Source organism: Streptomyces fragilis (genome assembly GCF_003112515.1).
Classification (GTDB): Bacteria; Actinomycetota; Actinomycetes; order Streptomycetales; family Streptomycetaceae; genus Streptomyces; species Streptomyces fragilis.
Window position 1 is genome coordinate 351,708 of sequence record NZ_BEVZ01000001.1, and the last position, 21,392, is coordinate 373,099.

Sequence of the window (21,392 nt, forward strand, 5' to 3'; positions counted from 1 at the left end):
GCCGGCGAGCACCGGGGGACCGTCCGCGAGCACCGGGGGGCGGATCCGCGAGCACCACCGAACGGATCCGCGAGCACCGCAGGACCGTCAAGGGATGCCCAAGGCCCGCAAGTGGACTAGACCTTTCGCGGCGCACCCGCCAGACTGATCCGCGTGAAACACGTCATCGCCCTCGATGTCGGCGGCACGGGCATGAAGGCCGCCCTGGTCGCCCCCGACGGCACCCTGCTGCACCAGGACCGCCGGGCCACCGGTCGGCACCGGGGCCCCGAGGCCGTCGTGGACGGCATCCTCGACTTCGCCGCCGACCTGCACGCCGAGGGCGAGGCCCGCCTCGGGCGGGGCGCCGCCGCGGTCGGCATCGCCGTCCCCGGCCTGGTGGACGCCGAGCACGGCGTCGCCGTCTACGCGGCCAACCTCGGCTGGAAGGACGTCCCGCTGCGCACCCTGATCGGGGAGCGGCTGGGCGGCGTCCCGGTCGCGGTGGGCCACGACGTGCGCTCCGGCGGTCTCGCCGAGGGCCGCGCCGGGGCCGGCCGCGGCGCGGACCGGTTCCTCTTCGTGGCCCTGGGCACCGGCATCGCGGGCGCCATCGGCATCGCCGGCCGGGTCGAGGAGGGCGCGCACGGCAACGCGGGCGAGATCGGCCACGTCGTCGTGCGGCCCGGCGGCCGGCCCTGCCCCTGCGGACAGCACGGCTGCCTGGAGCGGTACGCCTCCGCCTCGGCGGTCGGCGAGGCCTGGGCGCGCGTCTGCGGCGACCCGGACGCGGACGCCGCGGACTGCGCCGCGGCGGCGGACCGCGGCGACGCGCGGGCGCGGGAGGTCTGGCAGGAGGCGGTGGACGCCCTGGCGGACGGCCTGATCACCGGCCTGACCCTGCTGGACCCGCAGCGCCTGATCGTCGGCGGCGGTCTCGCCGAGGCCGGCGGGACGCTGTTCACCCCGCTGCGTGAGGCGGTGGCCGCGCGGATCACCTTCCAGCGGCCGCCCGAGATCGTCCCCGCCGCCCTCGGCGACACGGCGGGCTGCCTGGGCGCCGGCCTCCTCGCCTGGGACCTGCTCGACGCACCGGCCGACGCCGCGGCCGGCCCCTCCCCCGACGCCCCCACCCAGGAGGTCCCCGCTCCATGACGGCCACCGACCCCGGCAGCGCTCCGGCATCCCCCGCCGCTGTCCCCCTCACCGCTGCCGCCCCCACTCCCGCTCCCGCACGCGCCGCCGGCGCGCCCCGCACCGTGCTCACCGGCGCCCGGGTGGTCCTGCCCGGCGGCGTCGTCCCCGGCGGCCGGGTGGTCGTCGAGGGTTCCCGCCTCGCCGACCCGGCGGCCGTCCCCGAGGACGCCCCCGCCACCGTGGTGGACCTGTCCGGCTGCTGGGTCGTCCCCGGCTTCGTGGACCTGCACAACCACGGCGGCGGGGGCGCCTCGTTCAGCTCCGGCAGCGTCGAGGACGTCCTGCGCGGCGTGCGCACCCACCGCGCGCACGGCACCACCACCCTGGTCGCCTCCACCGTCACCGGCGACCTGGACACCCTGGCCCGGCGCGCTTCGATGCTCTCCGAGCTGGCGGAGGACGGTGAGATCGCCGGCGTCCACTTCGAGGGCCCGTTCATCTCGCCCTGCCGCAAGGGCGCGCACTCCGAGGAGCTGCTGCGGGAGCCGGACCCGGCGGAGGTCCGCAAGCTGGTGGAGGCCGCGCGCGGGCAGGCCCGGATGGTCACCCTCGCCGCCGAACTGCCCGGCGGCGTCGACTCGGTGCGGATGCTGAAGGAGATGGGCGTCATCGCCGCGGTCGGCCACACCGACGCCACCTACGAGCAGACCGTCGAGGCGATCGAGGCGGGCGCGACCGTCGCCACCCACCTGTTCAACGCCATGCCCCCGCTGGCCCACCGAGCCCCCGGCCCGGTCACCGCGCTGCTGGAGGACGAGCGGGTCACCGTCGAGCTGATCGACGACGGAGTGCACCTGCACCCCGGCGCGCTGGGGCTGGCGTTCCGTCACGCGGGCGGCGCGCGGGTCGCGTTGATCACCGACGCCATGGACGCCGCCGGGTTCGGCGACGGCAGCTACCGGCTGGGTCCGCTGGAGGTGGAAGTGGTCGACGGCGTGGCCCGGCTGGCCGGGGACGGCACCATCGCCGGCTCCACCCTGACCCTGGACCGCGCCTTCCGACGGGCCGTCACCCTCGACGGCCTGCCCGTGGAGGAGGTGGTCGCGGCGATCTCCGCGACGCCCGCCCGGCTGCTCGGCCTGGACGACCGGATCGGCTCGCTGGAACCCGGCAAGGACGCCGACCTGGTCGTGCTGGACGAGGAGTTCGCCCTGCGCGGCGTGATGCGCAAGGGAGCCTGGGTGGTCGACCCCCGCCGCGACTGACCCGCGGCCTCCTCCCTCCTGTCCCCTTGCCGCCCCTCCCCCTTCCCGCCTTCCTCCTCGGCCGTTCCCCGGGGGCGTCGGGCCTCTGGGCCACCGGGCGCGTGTTTGGCATGATCGAGCCAGAAACTGGCGGCCGTGACACCGGCCGCTTCCGGATCTGGCGCATCATCGGGGGGAGGCGGACCGAGTGATCCTCACGGTGACGCTGAACGCCGCGCTCGACATCACCTACCGGGTGCGGGCCCTGCGTCCGCAGACCGGTCACCGGGTGTCGGAGGTCGTGGAACGGCCGGGCGGCAAGGGCATCAACGTCGCCCGGGTGCTGGCGGCCCTCGGACACCGGGTCACGGTGACCGGCTTCGCCGGCGGCGCGACCGGGCGCACCGTGCGGGACCTGCTGGCGAACGGGCCGGGGGCGGTGGCGGACGCGCTGATACCCGTGGCGGGCTCCACCCGCCGCACCGTCTCGGTGGTCGACCCGGCCGCCGAGGACGCCACCCTCTTCAACGAGCCCGGCCCCACGGTCTCGCCCGCGGAGTGGGACACGTTCCGCGACGCCTACCGGGACCTGCTGCCCTCCGCCCGGGCGGTCGCCCTGTGCGGCAGCCTGCCGCCGGGCGTGCCGGTCGGCGCGTACGCGCTGCTGGTCCGCGAGGCGCGGGCCGCGGGCGTCACCGTGCTGCTCGACACCTCCGGCGAACCGCTGCGCCGCGGCGTCGCCGCCCGGCCCGACCTGCTCAAGCCGAACGCGGAGGAGCTCGCCGAGCTGACCGGCTCGCACGACCCGCTGCAGGCGGCCCGCGACGCGCGGCGGCGCGGGGCGCGGACCGTGGTGGCCTCGCTGGGCGCCGAGGGCCTGCTGGCCGTCGGCCCCGAGGGGCACTGGCGGGCCGCGCCGCCCCGCCCGCTGCGCGGGAACCCGGCCGGCGCCGGGGACTCGGCGGTGGCCGGGCTGCTGTCCGCGCTGGCGGAGAACCTGCCCTGGCCCGAGCGGCTGGCCCGGGCGGCCGCCCTCTCGGCGGCCACCGTGCTCTCGCCGGTCGCCGGGGAGTTCGACCGGGCGCGCTACGAGGAGCTGCTCGGCCGCGTCCGGGTCGCCGAGGCGGCGCCCACGGCCTGACCGGGCGCGGGGCGCCCGCGGGTCAGGAGCCGAACTCCTTCGGCGCCTCCTTCACCTCGCCGGCGACCAGACCGAACTGGTCGATGTTGGCGTTGCAGCCACTGGCGCAGGTGAGGGTGATCGTGTTGGTGCCCTTCTTCAGCGGCACGTAGTTGTAGGTGCGGGTCCAGCCCTTGTCCCAGGCGCCCTTCTCGGCGTTGGCCCAGTTCTTCATGGCCACCTCGGCACCGGGACCGCCGTTGACGGTCAGGGTGGCCTTGGTGTCCTCACCGGGGACGCCGTAGTAGGTGAAGAGCGTGTACTGGCCGTCCTCCGGCACGCCGTTGACCGTCCAGGTCACCGAGGCGCCGGGGGTGTTCAGGCCCGCCACGTAGGAGCCGCTCTTGGCCCGGGAGCCGGGGACGTCGCTCGCGGGGGTGGCGCCACCGGAGAGGCCGCCGGTGAGCGAGGCGGCCTCGATCGCGAACGGCTCGAAGACGTCGTCGTCCTCGCCCTTGTCCTTGTCCCCGGAACCGGCCGGCTTCTCCATGGTGGTCACCGAGGGCGACGGGGACGCGCTCGCGTTCTTGTCGGCGTCGTCGTCGCCGCTGGCGATGGCGACGCTGATGCCGATGACCACCGCGGCCACCACGGCCACGGCGCCGATCAGCAGGCCCTTGGTGTTGGGGCCGCGACCGCGGCCGCCGCCGCCGTTCCCGTGGGAGCGGTGCCCGCCGGCCGCGGGTCCGCCGGGAACTCCGACGGAGCCCATGGCGACCTCGGGGGCCTGGTAGTGGGGGTTCGGACGGCCGTAACCCGCGCCGGCGGGCGGCGCGGGCTGCTGCGCCGTCTGCTGCGCGCCGTACCGGCGCTCACCGACGGCCCGCACACGGTTGACGGAGTTCGGGTAGCCGTAACCGCCGCCGGTGGGCGGCTGGGCGCCGTTGGCCTGCCCGTCGGCGTAGAGGTAGCCGAACGGGTCGTCGTCCTCGGGCGTGCTGGCGCCGTTGTTACCGGACGTCATCCCTTGGTACTCCTCAACAGATGCGGGGTCAGGTGCGACAGGTGATGTCTTGCGAGCGTACCCGTTGTTTGTAGCCCGAGTGGGTGACACAGATCCCACCGGCCGATGACGGCGCCCTGACCTGCGGTCTAACCCGCCCGTCTGTGAGTTTTCGGACGTGATCGTTTCTGAACGTACATACGTTCGTCGGCGGACTTCAGCACTTCCTCGGCGGTCATCCCGCAGTGCGCCCAGCCGATGCCGAAGCTCGCGCCCACCCGCACGTCCCGGCCCTCCACCGCGATCGGCTGAACGATTCGGCTGCGCAGCCGCGCCGCCAGGTCCTCGGCGTCGGAACGCCCGAGGCCGTCGGCGAGCACCACGAACTCGTCCCCGCCCAGCCGGGCCACCGTGTCCCCGTCGCGGACGGCCTCGCTGAGGCGGCGGGCCACCTCGATCAGCACCGCGTCGCCGGCGTTGTGGCCGAAGCGGTCGTTGATGCCCTTGAAGCCGTCCAGGTCGCAGAAGAGGACCGCCAGCCCCTTGCCGCCGTCGTCCCGCGCCTCGCGCGGCGCCACGGTGTGCACGTGGCGTGGCTCGCGGACGATGCCGCCGAACCCGTCACACCCGTCGAAGCCGTCGTACCCGTCCCCCGGGACCCGCGCGCGGCTGTGCCCCGGTCCCTCGAACGGGTCCGGCTCGTAGCCGCCCTCGCGGAAGGGCTCGACCGCCATGTCGTGGTAGACCCCGGTGTCGTAGGCGCCGGGCTCGTACAGGCCCAGCTCGGCGGGCTCGTCCCCGTAGGCCGCGTCCAGCGACTCCACGACCCCGGCCAGCCGGGAGTCGGCGGTGTCCGCCGCGTACGGCCGGTCGCAGAGCCGGGCGCTCAGCCGGGCCCGCAGCTCCGCGGAGTTCGGCAGGCCGGTCAGCGAGTCGTGCGAGGCGCGGTGGGCGAGCGCCAGCTCACGCCGCTTGCGCTCCTCGATGTCCTCGACGTGGGTGAGCAGGAACCGCGGCCCGTCGGCGGTGTCCGCCACCACCGAGTTGCGCAGCGACACCCAGACGTAGCTGCCGTCCCGCCGCGCCAGGCGCAGCTCCGCCCGGCCGCCCTCGGCGGAGGTCCGGTGCAGCGTGGAGGCATCCTCGGGGTGGACCAGGGCCTCGAAGGACTGCTTGCACAGCATGGTGGCCGGGCGGCCCAGCAGCCGGCACAGGGCGTCGTTCGTGCGCAGTATCCGGCCGTGCTGGTCGCCGCCGCCCATGTCCGCGATGGCCATGCCGGACGGGGCGTACTCGAAGGCCTGCCGGAAGCTCTCCTCACTGGCCCGCAGCGCCTGCTGCTCCCGCTCCAGGCGGACCAGGGCGCGCTGCATGTTGGAGCGCAGCCGGGCGTTCGCTATGGCGATCGAGGCGTGGAAGGCGTACGTCTCCAGCGCCTCGCGCCCCCACGCCCCGGGTCGGCGGCCGTTGCGCGGGCGGTCCACCGATATGACGCCGATCAACTCGGGCTCGACCTTGCGGTCCAGGGTGCGGGGGGCGTACATCGGCGCGAACAGCCGGTCGTCGGGGTGCCACTCGTCCTCGAAGCGGGGCAGCGGACCGCCGGTGAGCCAGGTCGGGACGTCGTCCTCGTTGAGCATCCACGCCTCGGTGTGCGGTATGAACCGCAGCGACCCCCAGGACTCCCCCATGGTGAGCCGCCGGTCCCAGGACTCGCGGGAGCCGGACCGGCCGGTCAGCAGCGCCTCGGCCGCCGTGTTGCCCGCCATGGCGGCGACGACCAGGTCGTTCTTCTCGGGGCGGACCAGATTGACGGCGGCGAGCTCCCAGCCCAGGCCCTCGACCAGGCCGTCGGCGACCGTCTGCAGGGTGTCGGCCAGGCTGCGGGCGGTGTTCATCCGGGCCATCAGCTGGTGCAACTGCCGCAGAGTCGCAAGGCGGACATACGGTTCCGACTCGGTCTCCATGCTCGCCCTCCCCCCGAGACCTCGCAGCGAATCAAGGGTTGTCTTCGGCGTACTCGTGCAGCTTTCAACGTCACTGAATCACAGCGCGCTGCTCCACCGGTACGCAGGGTCAGCAAATTTCTGTCGCTGTGAGTCAAGTCACATGTATCACGGGAAACGTGGACAACGTGGGGACTTTGCTGCGGAGGCCGCCGGGAACCCCGTGCCGCGGCGCCCGCGCGCCTGCGGCCCGGGCGGGGGACCTAGGTCCCCCAACGGTCCCGGGATGCGGCCCGGGTCCGATGCGGGGCAGGCGTGGCGGCGCCTAGCGTCGTTCATGTGGCGACCCTTTCCTTCCCTCCCGCGTCTCACACCTCGCCGGTCCCCCCGGCCGCCCTTGGCGACCATGCTCCGGGGCATCCTGAAGGGGTGAACGACGAAGAATTCCGCGCGGCCATGTCCCGCCTGGCCTCGGGTGTGGTCCTGGTGACCGCGCACGAGCCCCAGCCCGACCCCGACGGCCCGGCCGGCGAGGACGCGGGGATGACGGCGACGGCCTTCATGTCGGTCTCGCTCGACCCGCCGCTGGCGATGATCAGCCTGCGCACCGGTTCCCGGATGGACGACCTGCTCGCCGAGCAGCCGCTGTGGGCAGTCTCGGTGCTCGCGGAGGACCAGCGGCACGTCGCGGGGCGGTTCGCCATGAAGGGGCGGATCAGCGACCGGCTCCTGTTCGCCGACGTCCCGCACACCCGCGGTGAGGCCAGCGGCGCCCCGCTGATCACCGGGGCGCTCGCCACCGTCGAGTGCCGCACCGAGCAGCGCGTCGAGGCAGGCGACCACACCCTGCTCGTCGGGCGTGTGCTGGCCGCGTCGACGGCGCCTGGGGACGCGGGGCCGTTGCTGCACTTCCGCAGCCGGTACCGGCACCTGGGCTGAGCCGGCGGCGTCCGGGCGCGTCCCTTCACGTCCATCGGTCCGTTCACCGGCGGCGCGGGTCGCCCGAGGACGGGCCGCCGGTGGCCGACCGGGGCTCCTGGGCGCGGTCGCGGTCGCGGTGCAGACCGGGTCCCATGGTCACGGGCCCGTGGCAGGCCGGTCAGTCCCAGTTGCGCGGGCTGCGTCCGCGCTTGGTGTCCGCCCGCTTCTTCTTCTCCTGCAGGCGGCGTTCGTTGATGCCCCGCGGAATGCGGGTGGGCCGCCGGACCTTCGGCGGCGGCGCGACCGCCTCGCCCAGCAGGGCCGTCAGCCGCTCCATCGCCGCCTCCCGGTTGCGCCACTGCGAGCGGTTCTCCGAGGCCCGCACCACCACGACGCCCCCATCCACCAGCCGCGACCCCAGCCGCTCGATCGCGCGGGCCTTCCAGACCGGCGGCAGCGCCTCGGTCGCCGCCAGGTCGAACCGCAACTCGACCTGCGTGTCGCTGGTGTTGACGTGCTGTCCGCCCGGCCCGCCGGAACGGGAGAAACGCCAGCTGAGCTCCGCCTCGGGCAGAGGCACGGAGCCGCGGATGAGAAGGGGGCGACCGGACATGCCCCCATGGTCCCCCGCCCGGGCCGCCGCAGTCATCCCGGTTTTCGTCAGGCCGTCCGGGTGAAGGGGTAAAAAAGGTAAAGCGAGGCGGAACCTCTCGGACCTCTCCCGGCGTTCAACGAAGCGACGGTAGGTTCGCCCCCAGTGCGAAGCCCGTCAGTCACACAACGAAGGAAGGACTCCCACCATGGCTGTAAGCCTGTCCAAGGGCGGCAACGTCTCGCTCACCAAGGAGGCCCCGGGCCTGACCGCCGTCACCGTGGGCCTGGGCTGGGACGTCCGCACCACCACGGGCACGGACTTCGACCTCGACGCGTCCGCCATCGCCGTCACGGCCGCCGGCCGGGTGCACTCGGACGCGTACTTCGTCTTCTTCAACAACAAGGCGACGCCGGACCAGTCCATCGTCCACACCGGTGACAACCGCACGGGTGAGGGCGCCGGCGACGACGAGGCCATCAACGTCAACCTGGCCGGTCTTCCCGCCGAGGTGGACAAGGTCGTCTTCCCGGTCTCCATCTACGACGCGGAGAACCGCTCGCAGAACTTCGGCCAGGTCCGCAACGCGTACATCCGCGTGATCAACCAGGCCGGTGGCGCGGAGATCGCCCGCTACGACCTCTCCGAGGACGCCGCCACGGAGACCGCCATGGTCTTCGGCGAGCTCTACCGCCACGGCGCCGAGTGGAAGTTCCGCGCGGTCGGCCAGGGTTATGCCTCCGGCCTCACCGGCATCGCCCAGGACTTCGGCGTCAACGTCTGAGTCCTCCCGGCCACGCCCCGGCCCGCCTCCCAGCCGGGGCGGGCCGGGCCCGGGGCCCGTCGCCCAGTCCCGGTCCGGTGCACGGGGGCGCACGGCGACGAGGGTGCAGGAAAGTCCCGGCACCCTGCCATGGTCGCCGCCCGACGACGGGGGAGCCGTCCGGCCGGCAACCGTGGAGCGCCGTCCGGCCGAGGGCCCGGAACGTCGCCCGACCGGCGGTCGCGGAACACCGTCCGCACGTCGAGGGGGATTACCCGCGCCCCGCGGTCGATTAGCGTGCGCCCATGATCCTGGAGCCGCTCCCCCTCACCCCGGACCGCGACATCCCGGGCCCCGTGCTCACCGAGCTCACCGCCCTCTACGCGTCGAACCGCGAGTTCCACGCGCTCGCCGGGGACGACGAGTTCCCCGATCCGGACGACATCCGGCCCGAGCAGGTCGCCGCCGCCCTCGCGGAGGAGATCGCCGACCCGGACATCGAGATCCTCCTCGCCCGCAGCGCCGGCCGCCTGATCGGTCTGGCGGTCACCCTGGCCCACCACCCGGACCCGGCGGACCCGGACCCGTGGATCGGCCTGCTGATGATCGACGCGACCGTCCACCACCAGGGCTTCGGCCGCCGGCTCGCCGCCGCCGTGGAGGCCCGCCTCTTCGCCGCCGGCCGCACCGCCGTCCGGCTCGCCGTCCTGGACAGCACGCCCGGCTCGCTCGCCTTCTGGACCTCCCTGGGCTACCAGGTGATCGGCCACCGCCTGGACCGCCAGTACCGGCGCCCCTGCTCCGTGCTGCGCAAGCCGCTGCAGGACCCGGCCACGCCGCGCATGCCGCGCGCCGCCGCCCGGGTCGCCGTGGTCGGTCCCGGCCCCGACCGTCCCGTCCTCCTGCTGCGCTACGAGAACCCCGACGACGGCGTCTACTGGGCGGTGCCCGGCGGCGGACTCGAACCCGGCGAGAGCCCCCTGCAGGGCGCCACCCGCGAGGTCCGCGAGGAGACCGGCTGGAGCGACGTCACTCCCGGTCCGCTGCTGTGCGTCTGGGAGCACGACTTCACGTACCACGGCGTCCCGGTCCGCCAGCACGAGCACGTCTACCTGGCGCGGGCCCCGCACCGCGACCTGTCCGGCGACCTCACCGAGGCCCACCGCGCCGACGGGATACTCGCCTGGCGCTGGTGGCCCCTGGAGGAGCTCGCCGCCACCGGGGAGACGATCTGGCCGCCCCGCCTCGCGCGCCTGGTGGCCGCGGCGACCGCCGCCGACGCCGAGACGGCGTGAGGGTCCGCCCGGACCGGCCCCCGGGGCGGGCCGCGCCGGCCTGCGCCGGGTTCGCCCCGATCGCGCGGGCCGTCACGCGCGCCGGCCGTCATGCGCTGGCTGTCACGCGCGGGCCATCACACGCCGGCCGTCATGCGCGGGCCTGTCGAAGTGGGGCACCCCCTTCCGGCAGCCCCGGCCTCGGCACCCCGCCCTGAGGCCCCGGTCCACGGACCGCCTCCCGCCTCCCGCCTCCCGCCTCCCGCGAGGCCAGGTCGGACGCGCCCGGGCCGCACCGCCGCGGCATGACACCATCGGCGTGTGCTCGACATCGGTTACGCCCTCTCCAACCGCTTCCCGGACCCGCCGCAGACGGACTACCGGCGCGCGGACGTCCGCGCCCTGCGCCACGACCTGTTCTGCGGTGACGTCTACCTCGCCGACACCGAGAAGGACGAGGAGATCTCCACAGCCTGGGGATGGGTTCCGGTGCTCGACTTCGCCTGGGCGCTGTGCGACATCGCCGAGCAGATCGACCGCGACCCGGCCGGCTCCCGCGCCTCCCGTCCGCAGCGCGCGGAGCTGGACTTCACCGAGTCGACCGACCGCCTCTACTTCGAGCGGCGCTTCGGCTGGGTCGAGATCGACGCCGACTGGATGACCACCGACGAGCCGCCCCTGCGGTTCTCCCACGCCGAGCTGCGCCGCGAGGCCCGCGACTTCCTGCACGACGTGATCGCCGACCTGGTCGACATGCACGAGGACCTCGGCGAGAACCCGGCCGTCTGGACCCTCCAGGCCCGCTTCCCCCGCCTCCCGTAGCCCCGCCCCCGGGTCCCGCGCCGCCCCGGTCCGGCGCCACGTCGGATCCCGCGCCACCCCGGGACCCACGCCACGTCGACGCTCCCGCGACGGCCACGGACCCGTGCCACTCGGACGCCCCGGATGCCGTGACCGACCCATGCCGCGCCTGCCCGTGGCCGCCTCGAAGGCCGGGGCCCGCGCCGCCGCGTCGATGCCGCGCGAACGGGGACTCGTACCACGTACCGGCGGAACCGAACCACACCGCACCGCCCCGCCGCCCCGCACCACCGTCGCACCGCGGCGAACACACCGCACCGCCGCACCGCGGTGGACGCACCGCGGCCCCGCGGTGGACGCACCGTCGCACCGCGGTGGACACGGCGGACGGCGGCACCGGACGGCACCGGCTCGCCCCGCCCGCGTCCGAGGGAGACCACCATGCCCCGCACCGTCACCGTCGTCGGTGGCGGCCTGGCCGGACTCACCGTCGCCATCGCCGCCGCCGAGCGCGGCGCCGACGTCACCCTGCACGAGGCCCACCACGACCTCGGCGGCCGAGCCCGCACCGCCGCCGGCCCCTACCACACCAACGACGGCCCCCACGCCTTCCTGAGCCTCAGCCCCCAGTGGCGGTGGCTGAACGACCGCGGCCTGATCGGTCCCCTCGCCCCGATGCCGCTGCGCGAGGTGGCCCGGCTCCGTTTCCGCCGCGACGGCGCCCTGCGCCGCACCCCGCCGTTCGGCATGGCCCGGCTGCTCCGCTTCGACCCCGAGGACGTGCCCGCCGACGTCGACTTCCTCAGCTGGGCCTCCTGGCGGGTCGGCGAGGAGGCGGCCCGCGCAACCGCCTACGCCACCGTCACGGTGCTCTTCCACCACGACCCGGGCTCACTGTCCGCCCGGTTCGTCCAGGAGCGGCTGCGGCGGATGTGCCACGTCCCGCCGGAGGTCCGCTACCCCCGCGGCGGCTGGCAGTCCTTCATCGCACGGATGGCCGCCCGGGTCCGCAACCTCGGCGTGCGCGTGGAGACCGGCTCGCGGATCACCGACCTCGCCGACGCCCGGCCGGACGCGGGCCCGGTGATCGTCGCCACCGCGCTGCCCGCCGCCCGCGCGCTGCTCGACGACCCGACGCTGACCTGGCCGAGCGGCCGCACCGTCCTGGTGGACCTGGCGCTGCGCGAGGACCCCCGCGACGCCTTCGCCCTCGTCGACCTGGACGGCCCCGGCTACATGGAGCGCTTCTCCGGCACGGACCCCACCCTCGCCCCCGAGGGCGAGCAGCTCCTCCAGGCCCAGTTCCCGCTGGCCCCCGGAGCGCCCCGCGAGGACGCCCTCGCCCGCGGCGGGACCCTGCTCGACCTGGGGCTTCCCGACTGGCGGGAGCGGATCACCTACCGCCGCGAGGCGCTCGCCGAGGGACGCACCGGTGCCGTCGACCCACCCGGCACCACCTGGCGCGACCGGCCCTCGGTGGACCGCGGCGGCGGCGTGTTCCTGGCCGGCGACCAGGTCGCCGCACCGGGCGTGCTCTCCGCGGTCGCCTTCAGCAGCGCGCTCACCGCGGTGACCCTGGCCCTCGGTCCCTACCGCGCGGTGCCCGGCTTCAGGCCGCCGGCCCCGCGCGCGGCCGTCAGCTCCCGAGCGCGGTGAGCGCCTCGTCCGTCAGCCGGAACACCGTCCACTCGTCCTGCGGACGGGCGCCCAGCGCCTGGTAGAAGCCGATGGCGGGCTCGTTCCAGTCCAGCACCGACCACTCCAGACGCTGGTAGCCGCGCTCCACGCAGATGCGCGCCAGCTCGGTGAGCAGCGCCCGCCCGTGCCCGCCGCCGCGCGCCTCGGGCCGCACGTACAGGTCCTCCAGGTAAATTCCGTGCACCCCGCGCCAGGTGGAGAAGTTCAAGAACCACATCGCGAACCCGACCGGCTCCCCCGTCCCCTCGTCCACCGCCATGTGCGCGTACACGGCGGGCCGCTCACCGAACAGCGCCTCCCGCAGCTGCTCCTCGGTGGCCACGGCCTCCTCGGGCGCCTTCTCGTACTCGGCGAGCTCACGGATCAGACCGTGGATGACGGGAACGTCGGCGGGTGCGGCGGGTCGAATCATGCCGCCCATCCTCACACGCGGCCCCGGGCGCGGGCGGCCCGTCTCAGCGCTCGGCAGTCGGCCGCACGAGGCGCAGGTCGACCCACGGAATCGTGTCCCCGTCCAGCAGGTACCGCTCGATCTCCTGGAAACCGTTGCGGTAGGCGAACCGCAGCCCGTTCTTGTTGGACGACAGCACCACCGTCTCGATCACCTCGGCGCCCAGCTCCCGCGCCCGCCGCAGCCCCCGCGCGTACAGTTCCGCACCGCGCCCCCGCCTCCGGTGCGCCGGCAGCACCCGCGCGATCACCGTGGCCGTGGCCGTCCCCTCCGCGGGGGGCCGCACCGTGGAGCACCCGATCAGCGTGTCCCCGAGGTACGCGACCTCCAGGTGATTCCGCTTCGCCCGCTCCCGCACCTCCTCCAGGGACAACCGGTGCGTCGGAATGACCGCGTTGTGGACGAACCGCCAGTCGGCAAGGGACCCCTCGTCCTCCGGCCGCTCAATACGTAGGTCGCTCATGACGGCAGCACACCGGACACCGCACGACGCCGTCAACGCCTTTGCCCCGAAGGCCGTCACTGCCGAGTGGCTCGGTCCGGTCCGGTCCGGCGATCCGGTCCGGCGGCGATCCGGTCCGGCGGGCGTAAGTGGTATGCCCCTCCCTGAGGCATGGTTTCGGACAACGAGCGGCACGGTCGATTTCGTTGAGTTTCGAAGACGCCGCCCATACGGGACTTCAGGCAAACCGGCAGCTACCCCCCTCTCCCCCGGCTCCCGCTTCATCTTTCGTTGATATTTCGCAACGCGTTCCGCTCACCTGAAGTGATCCCCCTTCACACGGGCACCCAGAACCGCGCAGAACGCGACCTCACGGTGCCGAATCCGACGATTGACACCCCACTGACGCAAACCTACGGTCCATTCATCCGGGCGAACGCCGAACAATTCGACAACCGATCGGCACAGATTCGGACGAGGACCAACAGGGCGCCCCAAGAGCCACTCGCCCACTCCGGTCCCCGCGTCGGACAGGACCCGCCCCTGGCACCGCACCGCCGCACCGCGGACCGTGACCCACCCCCACAACCGCTCCCCCTCGCCCGACCCGGACCTCCCCCACCCCCCACCGTCCGACAAGGAGCACACCATGGCCATGAACAGACGCACCCTCCTGCGACTGGGCGCAGCCGGCGCCGTGGCCGCCGTCCACCTGCACGGCGCCACCGCGGCGACGGCCGCCCCGTCCGCCTCGGCGGCCGCGCCGACCCAGCGCTTCGCCATCGGGGTGAGGGAGTACGCCTGGTCACGCGGAAGCCGCCGGCTGACCACCCGGATCTTCTACCCCGCCACCGGTACGCCGGGCGGTGCTCCGGTCGTCAACGCCCCCGTGGCCGACGGCGTGTTCCCGATCTGCGAGTTCAGCCACGGCCTCGGCGGCAATCCGGAGAGCTACGCACCGCTGATCCGCCCCCTGGCCGAGGCCGGGTTCGTCGTCCCGGCCCCCGTCTTCCCGACCACCTCCAGCGGCACCTCGGGCAACATCCAGGACGTCTACAACGGCAACCAGTCCATGGACGTCTCCCAGGTCATCAGCAACACCCTCGCGCTGAACACCACGGCCGGCGACCCGCTCGCCGGCCACCTGGACACCCGCTCGGGCGTCGGCGTCGCGGGCCATTCGCTGGGCGGCATGACCACCCACGGCCTGCTGACCGCCTGGCCGGACAGCCGGATAGCCGCAGCCGTCCCCTTCGCCTGTGTCGACATGGGCAATCCCAGCAGCACGGTCGCGGCCAAGGTCCTGTTCGTCCACGGCGACCAGGACCCCACCTGCCAGTACTCCTCCGCCCGCCAGGCCTACTCGGAACTGCCCGCGCCCAAGGCGTTCCTCACCCACCGCGGCGCACGCCACGACGAGTACATCTGGAGCGGCTACAACCACACCCAGACCGTGGCCACCTACGTGGACTGGATGCGCTGGAGCCTCTACGCCGACACCGCCGCCCGCGACCGTCTCAGCGCCGACGCCACCTCCAACACCACCACCACGACCTGGGAAGCCGTCCTCACCCCGTCGTCACCTCCCACGGGGACGGTGGTCAGCCTCCGTTCCCGGGCCAACAACCAGTACGTCTGCGCGGAGAACGCGGGAGCCAACCCACTCGTCGCCAACCGTGCCACCGCGGGCGACTGGGAGCGCTTCGACCTGGTCGAGCTCAGCGAGGGAGCCGTCGCGCTGCGCGCCCGCGTCAACAGCCGGTACGTCTGCGCCGAGAACGCCGGCAGCGGCTCGCTCGTCGCCAACCGCACCACCGTCGGTCCCTGGGAGACCTTCCAGCGCGTCAACAACTCCGACGGCACCATCAGCCTGCGCGCCCAGATCAACAACCTGTACGTCACCACGGGCACCAACGGCACGAGCCCGCTCGTCGCCAGCCGCACGACCATCGGCCCGTCCGAGTCGTTCACCCTCGTCAACGGCTGACGGACCGCCCCAGGCCCGAGCACGACGAAGGGGCCGGTGCAGGAGGTCCGCCTCTGCACCGGCCCTTCCGCCTTCGCGGAGCCCTCCGTCGGGTCCGAACGATTGCGGCCCCCGTCATGTCCTGGTGCTCTGCGCAGCCGCCCCTCGGCGGTCCCAGGACGGCAGCGTCACGGCCCGGGTATCGTTCAGGCCCTTCGCAGAGCTGGGCTTCTCCGACATGGGGACCAGACGCTCAGGCGGCGGAGGACTCTCACTCCTCCCCGGGAGGAATGAGCCGGTCAGCGGTCTCGGCGTCGTCCACGTGTCCGTGCGCGTCGACGGTGATCGGTGTGGCCCGGCCCTTGGCGGTGATGAGCCATGCAAGCACCTGCTCGGTCAGCGGGCCGTTGTCCGGCCCTTCGTCCTCCCAGTACGCGCGCCAGCCGCTCCCCGGTATGGCGGCTACGACTTGGTCGGCTTGCTCCAGGTGGGAGAAGTCCGGGTAGTCCGTGACCGGCCGGCGAACCCCTCGCTGCGGATCGACGACGAGGGCAACGCCGGTCGCGGTGTCCCACGCGTCCACGTGCACGGTTCGGCCGATCATCGTCTCGGTACCGCTGAAGATCGCGAGCCAACCCGTCGCGTTGAAGTAGTGCATGCTGCCATCGTTCCGGCCAGCGGCCTGATCGCCTACTGCTCCGGATGGAGCACAGGCTTGGAAAGCGCGGGTGATCTCAAGCCTCATCCTTGTCAGTCCGGGCTCTGGGCTCCCTGGCCGCCGCGCTTCGGCGAAAGGCCGCCCCGGCTATGTCCGGGGCGGCCTTTCGCATGTGCTCGTGCTCAGATGACGTCGACGTAGTCCTCGCGCCCCGAGCTCACCAGGTGGGTGCTGTTCGGGTACAGGAGAACCGCGACCCACGTGCCGTCCTTCGAGGCCGTGAAGCCCTTGCTGAAGGTGCCGTCCGAGCGGGTGTAGGTGTTGCCCATGTCGTACCAGGTGCTGGAGCCCTTGGGGCGGAAGAGGATCTTCACCTTCTGGTCGGCGTAGGCCTTCCAGGCGCCCGAGGTGTACCGCTGGAGCTTGCCCTTGTAGGTGATCGTGCGGCTCTTGTGGACCGGCTCGGGCGAGGCATTGCCGTCGGTGATCCGGGTCCGGGTGCGGTTGGCGTGCACGACCGCGCTGTACGACTCCTGGAAGTCGCGGTTGCCCTTGAAGTGCGCCCGGTAGTAGCCCTTGTAGGGCGCGTCGAACGTGCCCTTGAACGGTGCGCCGAATTCGGGGTCGCCGCTGCCCGGCGTGACCGTCTTCACGGTCTGCCAGCCGGTCCTGCCGTCGGCCGAGTACTGGAGTTCGACCTTGTTGACCGCCTCCGAGGGAAGCCGCTGTCCGGTGTTCAGGCGGCCCTTGGCGGTGAGTTCGGAGTACTTGTTCAGGGTCGCCGTGAAGCCGGTGATGGACGTCTTGCTCGCGACGTACACGTGGACCGTCTGCGAGCCGCTGTACCCCAGGTACGTCCCGGTGCGCACCCGCACGTCGACCCGTCCCGACCTCGGTACGGTCAGGTTGCCGGTGAAGCGGCCGTTGGCACCCGTGACGGGCCGGGAGGCGACGCCGGACCCTCCGTCGCCGTCGTCCCACACCTCGTCGACGACGGCTCCGGCCAGTGGCTTCCACGCCCCGCCGACGTACACCTCGGCCGTGCCGGAGACCGTGGCCGGCTGACCGGCCTTCACGTACACGGTGCCGGCGTCCAGGGTCACGCGTGTCTGCGACTGCACGGCCTTGACCTCGACGCTCTGGTTGTCCCTGGACTGGTACCAGGGCTCGTCCAGCCGCAGCCAGGCGTTGATGTAGGCGCTGGACGGGTCGTCCACGGTGTAGGTGGCGGTGAAACGGCCGTCGGCACCGGTCGTGGGCGTCTCGTCGGCCCCGTTGGTGATCTCGAGGTCCACCTGCTTGCCCGCTGCCGGTGTCGTCTCGCCGGTGCGCGGGTCGGTGACCGTGAAGCCGCCCGTGACGGTGACGTCCTGATGCTCGTAGTCAGGGTTCCGCGGTGTGGCCTGGAGGTCGGTCAGGTTCGCCTCGAGTCGGTACTCGTAGGTGCCCTGAGCCGTGGTGGTGTCCCCGTCGGCGTCGGTCAGGTCGACCGTGACGCGGTAGACGCCGAGGTCGGCGAGGCGCAGCGGGGTGCTGGTCAGCCATCTGCCCTGCTGGTCGGTGCCCGAGGCGCGGGTGAAGTCGCTGACCTCGGCGACCTCCGGGTCGCCGGCGGCGGAGTCCGGTGCGTACAGGTGCGCCGTGATGGAGGTGATGGCGCTGTCGGACGAGGCGGACACCGAGACCAGGCCGGAGGCCGGCCCGTCACTGCCCACGGTGTACAGCACGGGTGCCACCGCAGCGTGCGCGGCCGGCACCGGGCCCAGCAGGACGCCTGTCGCCACGAAGGCACAGGCGAGTGCCAGGGATCGTTTTCTCACGTGAAGTCCCCCCACGAGACTGTGAAGAGCGCGGAACGCTCGGAAGTGAAGCGCATCCTACGTCGCGGTAACCGGGACGGACCGCGGGTCGCCGGCCGTTCTGGAACACCTCCGCACGGACGCCGCCGGATCGGATCGGTTGCTGTAGTTGCTGTACTTCACCGCTGTACCGCAGGATCGGGCGATGTCCCGATCAGTAGGCGCGCACACCGCCGATCCGTGCCCTCGGTGCTGCATCGAGGCGGTCCGTCCGGGCCGGCCGATGACCATTGCGGGGCGCGATGTGGTCGGCTACCTCTGCGATCACTGTGCGCACACATGGTCTCGGCCGGTCGAGGACGACCTGGAGGTCCATGACGTCGTGAGGGTGGACCTCCCCGACGCCACGCGCTACGGCACCGTTTGGCAAGTGGAGGCCGATCGCGTCCAGGTCCGCGGTACGGGCGGTGACTGGCTGCTGTGGGTCGAACGCTGGAGAGTCATCGTCTACTGAAGGCTCTCCGCAGGGCCGAGCCGAAGGCATGTCGTGTGTGGCACGGCCGCCAGCACGACGGAGGGCCAGTCCGAGAGGTTCTCGCCCCTGAACTGGCCCTTCCGCTGGAGCCCCCTGTCGGGTTCGAACCGACGACCCCCGCTTTACAAGAGCGGTGCTCTGGCCAGCTGAGCTAAGGAGGCGTTGCCCGAGCAGTGTACCCACCGCGTCGGGTGACCCCGTCGGCAATTGTTGCGAAGTTATCCCCGGCAGGTGCTGACTTTCGGCGGTCCCGCGGGTTAACGTCCCTGCAGTCCGGTTCCGCCGGGCTCGACATCCACCTTCCACTACGGATCGTCCGGCACGTTCCTGCCGGTGAAGGGGGCCGATCACCATGGCCACTGTTACGTTCGACAAGGCGACCCGGATCTACCCGGGTGGCACCAAGCCCGCCGTCGACGCGCTCGACATCGAGATCCAGGACGGCGAGTTCCTGGTCCTGGTCGGCCCGTCCGGCTGTGGCAAGTCCACCTCCCTGCGCATGCTCGCGGGTCTCGAGGACGTCAACGGCGGTGCGATCCGCATCGGCGACCGCGACGTCACGCACCTGCCGCCGAAGGACCGGGACATCGCCATGGTGTTCCAGAACTACGCGCTGTACCCGCACATGACGGTCGCCGCGAACATGGGCTTCGCGCTCAAGATCGCCGGTGTGTCGAAGGACGTCATCCGCCAGAAGGTGGAGGAGGCCGCGCGCATCCTCGACCTCACCGAGTACCTGGACCGCAAGCCCAAGGCGCTCTCCGGTGGTCAGCGTCAGCGTGTGGCGATGGGCCGCGCCATCGTGCGTGAGCCGCAGGTCTTCCTCATGGACGAGCCGCTGTCCAACCTGGACGCCAAGCTCCGTGTCTCCACCCGTACGCAGATCGCGTCGCTCCAGCGCCGTCTGGGCATCACCACCGTCTACGTCACCCACGACCAGGTCGAGGCCATGACGATGGGCGACCGGGTGGCCGTGCTGAAGGACGGTCTGCTGCAGCAGATCGACACCCCGCGCAACATGTACGACCGTCCCGCCAACCTCTTCGTGGCCGGCTTCATCGGCTCGCCCGCGATGAACCTGGTCGAGGTGCCGATCACCGACGGCGGCGTGAAGTTCGGCAACACCGTGGTGCCGGTCAGCCGTGAGGCCCTGACCGCCGCCTCCAGCCGCGGCGACTCCACGGTGACCGTGGGCGTCCGTCCCGAGCACTTCGACGTGGTGCCGGTCGGCGCCGGCGGTCTCTCCAAGGAGAGCGGCCTCGAGGTCTCGGTCAACGTGGTCGAGGAGCTCGGCGCCGACGGTTACGTCTACGGCACCGCGCGGGTCGGCGGCGAGGACAAGGACCTGGTCGTCCGCGTCAACGGCCGTCAGGTCCCGGAGAAGGGCTCCAAGCTCAGCATCGTCCCCAAGGCCGGCGAGACCCACGTGTTCTCGACCTCCACGGGCGAGCGTCTCTCCGACTGATCCCGGCAGTGGCACGCAGGGCCCCGCGGCGTTCGCGCCGCGGGGCCCTCGGCGTTCGTCCCACGGGCCCTCGCGCCTTCCAGGCCCTTCCGTGCGGCGGCGTGCGAGGGCGGCGTCAACACGGTGACTCGAATGCTCCACCGAAACGTCACCCATCAGGGTTACCAAATGTTGCCGGGCGACTACCGGCCGCTACCCTCACTCGCGTGAAGCACACCACGAACCAGCAGACGCGCGCCGGTCGCGGTCCCGCCCGCGGGATCGGCCGCACGCTCGCCCTCGTCCTCCCCGTCGTCCTGGTCCTCTCCGGCACGCTCGCGGTCACCCGGGTGAACTGGTCGGGCGAGCCCGCCGACCCGGTGCTCGCCGCTGCGAACGCCGAGGTTCCGGCGGGCGTGTCCGGCCGGCACCGGCCCGCCCCGCAGGAGGTGCTGCGCGACCGGCTCCTGACCGAGATGCGGGAGAAGGACCCGGGCGTCGCCCTCACCCACCTCCAGAAGGCGGTCGACGAGCGGCCGTCGCTGGCCCGTCACTGCGCCTCGATCGCCCGTGCGCTCGGGCGGGCGGCGGTCCGCACCTACGGGCCGGTGAAGGCGCAGTCCTACTCGCGGCCGGTGTGCGACACCGCGTTCGCCACGGGGGTGGCCGCGGCGGGGCGCTGAGCGCCTCCGGCCGGGCCCGGACCTCCCTGACCCCTCCGGAGGGCCGGGCGGGGCGTCGGGCCCGCTTCTTTTCCCCCCTCCTCGTCCTGTGGCGCGCGGGGCGCACGTACAGTGCGGTCCATGACCGATCCGAACGCCGCCGCGCGCCCCGTCCAGGCCGTCATCCTGGCCGGTGGCCAGGGTTCCCGCCTGCGCCCGTACACCGACGACCGGCCCAAGCCGATGGTGGAGATCCCCGGCACCGGAACGCCGATCATCGGCCACCAGATCGCCTGGCTCGCCCAGGAGGGCGTGACCGACGTGGTCGTCAGCTGCGGGCATCTCGCCGAGGTGCTGGAGAAGTGGCTGGAGGGCGCCGACCTGCCGGCCCGGGTCACCACCGTCGTGGAGCCGGAGCCGCTGGGGCGGGGCGGCGGGCTCAAGTACGCGGCGGCGCACCTGCCGCACCCCGACCGGTCCTGGTACGCCACCAACGGTGACATCTGGACGCGGTTCTCGCTGCGGGACATGGCGGACTTCCACACCGGGCGCGGGGCCACCGCGACGCTGGCGCTGGCGCGGCCGCGGCTGCCGTGGGGGGCGGTGCGGACCGACGGGTTCGGCTACATCAGCGACTTCATCGAGGCGCCGCCGTCGACGTTCGAGATCAACGCGGGTGTGTACGTGTTCTCGCCGGAGTTCGCCGAGCAGCTGCCCGAGCGGGGGGACCACGAGCGGAGCACGTTCCCTCAGCTCGCGCGGGAGCGGCGGCTGGCGGGGTTCTCCATTCCGCACGGGGCCTACTGGCGGGCGATCGACACGGCGAAGGACCTCACGGAGGCGGCGAAGGAGCTGGCCGCGCTCAACGGCTGACCGAGGGGCCGCCGGGGCCGCGCGTGCCCCCTTCCGCGGCCCGTACGTCCCTCGCCTGTGCGCGGCCTGACCTCCCAACCGTCC

General features: G+C 73.0%; 20 protein-coding genes and 1 tRNA gene. 13 read left to right on the top strand and 8 right to left on the bottom strand.

The window, feature by feature from the left end:
• The first annotated feature begins 153 nt into the window (after positions 1-153).
• From Sfr03f_RS01530 to Sfr03f_RS01540, 3 genes are all read left to right on the top strand, one after another.
• The gene (locus Sfr03f_RS01530; RefSeq protein WP_108951814.1) at positions 154-1,134 is read left to right on the top strand and encodes an ROK family protein; all 981 of its coding nucleotides are present in this window, start codon (positions 154-156) and stop codon (positions 1,132-1,134) included.
• Between the two features lie 104 nt (positions 1,135-1,238).
• The gene (gene nagA / locus Sfr03f_RS01535) at positions 1,239-2,381 is read left to right on the top strand and encodes an N-acetylglucosamine-6-phosphate deacetylase (RefSeq protein WP_494485773.1); all 1,143 of its coding nucleotides are present in this window, start codon (positions 1,239-1,241) and stop codon (positions 2,379-2,381) included.
• A gap of 187 nt (positions 2,382-2,568) precedes the next feature.
• Positions 2,569-3,501 carry a 1-phosphofructokinase family hexose kinase gene (locus Sfr03f_RS01540; protein ID WP_108951816.1) on the top strand — a complete coding sequence of 311 codons (933 nt, stop codon included), beginning with the start codon at positions 2,569-2,571 and terminating at the stop codon, positions 3,499-3,501.
• A gap of 22 nt (positions 3,502-3,523) precedes the next feature.
• Here the strand turns inward: Sfr03f_RS01540 and Sfr03f_RS01545 are convergent, their stop codons facing one another.
• Positions 3,524-4,504 carry a carbohydrate-binding protein gene (locus Sfr03f_RS01545; protein WP_108951817.1) on the bottom strand — a complete coding sequence of 327 codons (981 nt, stop codon included), beginning with the start codon at positions 4,502-4,504 and terminating at the stop codon, positions 3,524-3,526.
• Between the two features lie 128 nt (positions 4,505-4,632).
• Entirely contained in the window at positions 4,633-6,450 is a 1,818-nt protein-coding gene (gene cdgB, locus Sfr03f_RS01550) for a diguanylate cyclase CdgB (RefSeq protein WP_108951818.1), read from the bottom strand.
• Positions 6,451-6,858: 408 nt separating this feature from the next.
• Here cdgB and Sfr03f_RS01555 point away from each other — a divergent pair, with 408 nt between their 5' ends.
• Positions 6,859-7,368 carry a flavin reductase family protein gene (locus Sfr03f_RS01555; RefSeq protein WP_245967334.1) on the top strand — a complete coding sequence of 170 codons (510 nt, stop codon included), beginning with the start codon at positions 6,859-6,861 and terminating at the stop codon, positions 7,366-7,368.
• 160 nt (positions 7,369-7,528) lie between these two features.
• Here the strand turns inward: Sfr03f_RS01555 and arfB are convergent, their stop codons facing one another.
• Positions 7,529-7,963, bottom strand: coding sequence for an alternative ribosome rescue aminoacyl-tRNA hydrolase ArfB (gene arfB / locus Sfr03f_RS01560; RefSeq protein ID WP_108951820.1), 435 nt, complete (start codon positions 7,961-7,963; stop codon positions 7,529-7,531).
• A gap of 187 nt (positions 7,964-8,150) precedes the next feature.
• Between arfB and Sfr03f_RS01565 the strand changes: the two genes are divergently transcribed.
• The 4 genes from Sfr03f_RS01565 (at position 8,151) to Sfr03f_RS01580 (ending at position 12,436) form a co-directional block, all read left to right on the top strand.
• A complete protein-coding gene (locus Sfr03f_RS01565; protein ID WP_108951821.1) occupies positions 8,151-8,726 on the top strand; it encodes a TerD family protein in 576 nt (191 codons plus the stop codon).
• A 284-nt stretch (positions 8,727-9,010) separates the two neighbouring features.
• Entirely contained in the window at positions 9,011-10,000 is a 990-nt protein-coding gene (locus Sfr03f_RS01570; protein WP_108951822.1) for a bifunctional GNAT family N-acetyltransferase/NUDIX hydrolase, read from the top strand.
• Positions 10,001-10,300: 300 nt separating this feature from the next.
• Positions 10,301-10,801: a hypothetical protein gene (locus Sfr03f_RS01575; protein WP_108951823.1), complete on the top strand. Its 501-nt coding sequence runs from the start codon at positions 10,301-10,303 to the stop codon at positions 10,799-10,801.
• 420 nt (positions 10,802-11,221) lie between these two features.
• Positions 11,222-12,436, top strand: a complete 1,215-nt coding sequence (locus Sfr03f_RS01580; RefSeq protein ID WP_108951824.1) for a phytoene desaturase family protein — start codon at positions 11,222-11,224, stop codon at positions 12,434-12,436.
• Here the strand turns inward: Sfr03f_RS01580 and Sfr03f_RS01585 are convergent.
• Both Sfr03f_RS01585 and Sfr03f_RS01590 read right to left on the bottom strand, forming a co-directional pair.
• The gene (locus Sfr03f_RS01585; RefSeq protein ID WP_108951950.1) at positions 12,417-12,890 is read right to left on the bottom strand and encodes a GNAT family N-acetyltransferase; all 474 of its coding nucleotides are present in this window, start codon (positions 12,888-12,890) and stop codon (positions 12,417-12,419) included. The two genes, Sfr03f_RS01580 and Sfr03f_RS01585, sit on opposite strands and share 20 nt — an antisense overlap.
• Positions 12,891-12,933: 43 nt before the next feature.
• Positions 12,934-13,392: a GNAT family N-acetyltransferase gene (locus tag Sfr03f_RS01590; protein ID WP_108951825.1), complete on the bottom strand. Its 459-nt coding sequence runs from the start codon at positions 13,390-13,392 to the stop codon at positions 12,934-12,936.
• Between the two features lie 628 nt (positions 13,393-14,020).
• Between Sfr03f_RS01590 and Sfr03f_RS01595 the strand changes: the two genes are divergently transcribed.
• Positions 14,021-15,358: a mucin-2 gene (locus Sfr03f_RS01595; protein ID WP_108951826.1), complete on the top strand. Its 1,338-nt coding sequence runs from the start codon at positions 14,021-14,023 to the stop codon at positions 15,356-15,358.
• 250 nt (positions 15,359-15,608) lie between these two features.
• Here Sfr03f_RS01595 and Sfr03f_RS01600 read toward each other — a convergent pair whose 3' ends face one another.
• Both Sfr03f_RS01600 and Sfr03f_RS01605 read right to left on the bottom strand, forming a co-directional pair.
• Positions 15,609-15,995, bottom strand: a complete 387-nt coding sequence (locus tag Sfr03f_RS01600) for a hypothetical protein (RefSeq protein ID WP_108951827.1) — start codon at positions 15,993-15,995, stop codon at positions 15,609-15,611.
• 182 nt (positions 15,996-16,177) lie between these two features.
• Complete coding sequence (locus Sfr03f_RS01605) at positions 16,178-17,815, bottom strand: hypothetical protein (RefSeq protein WP_159105509.1); 1,638 nt, start codon at positions 17,813-17,815, stop codon at positions 16,178-16,180.
• A gap of 184 nt (positions 17,816-17,999) precedes the next feature.
• On the opposite strand from Sfr03f_RS01605, the gene Sfr03f_RS01610 reads away from it, so the two are divergent.
• Positions 18,000-18,308 (top strand): hypothetical protein, encoded by a 309-nt coding sequence (locus Sfr03f_RS01610; RefSeq protein ID WP_174721519.1) that lies wholly within the window; start codon positions 18,000-18,002, stop codon positions 18,306-18,308.
• Positions 18,309-18,413: 105 nt separating this feature from the next.
• Here Sfr03f_RS01610 and Sfr03f_RS01615 read toward each other — a convergent pair.
• Positions 18,414-18,490: transfer RNA gene (locus Sfr03f_RS01615), tRNA-Thr, on the bottom strand.
• Between the two features lie 191 nt (positions 18,491-18,681).
• Between Sfr03f_RS01615 and Sfr03f_RS01620 the strand changes: the two genes are divergently transcribed.
• The 3 genes from Sfr03f_RS01620 (at position 18,682) to Sfr03f_RS01630 (ending at position 21,308) form a co-directional block, all read left to right on the top strand.
• Positions 18,682-19,794 carry an ABC transporter ATP-binding protein gene (locus Sfr03f_RS01620; protein ID WP_108951829.1) on the top strand — a complete coding sequence of 371 codons (1,113 nt, stop codon included), beginning with the start codon at positions 18,682-18,684 and terminating at the stop codon, positions 19,792-19,794.
• A gap of 206 nt (positions 19,795-20,000) precedes the next feature.
• Complete coding sequence (locus Sfr03f_RS01625) at positions 20,001-20,456, top strand: hypothetical protein (RefSeq protein ID WP_108951830.1); 456 nt, start codon at positions 20,001-20,003, stop codon at positions 20,454-20,456.
• A gap of 120 nt (positions 20,457-20,576) precedes the next feature.
• Entirely contained in the window at positions 20,577-21,308 is a 732-nt protein-coding gene (locus Sfr03f_RS01630) for a nucleotidyltransferase family protein (RefSeq protein ID WP_108951831.1), read from the top strand.
• Positions 21,309-21,392: the final 84 nt, after the last annotated feature.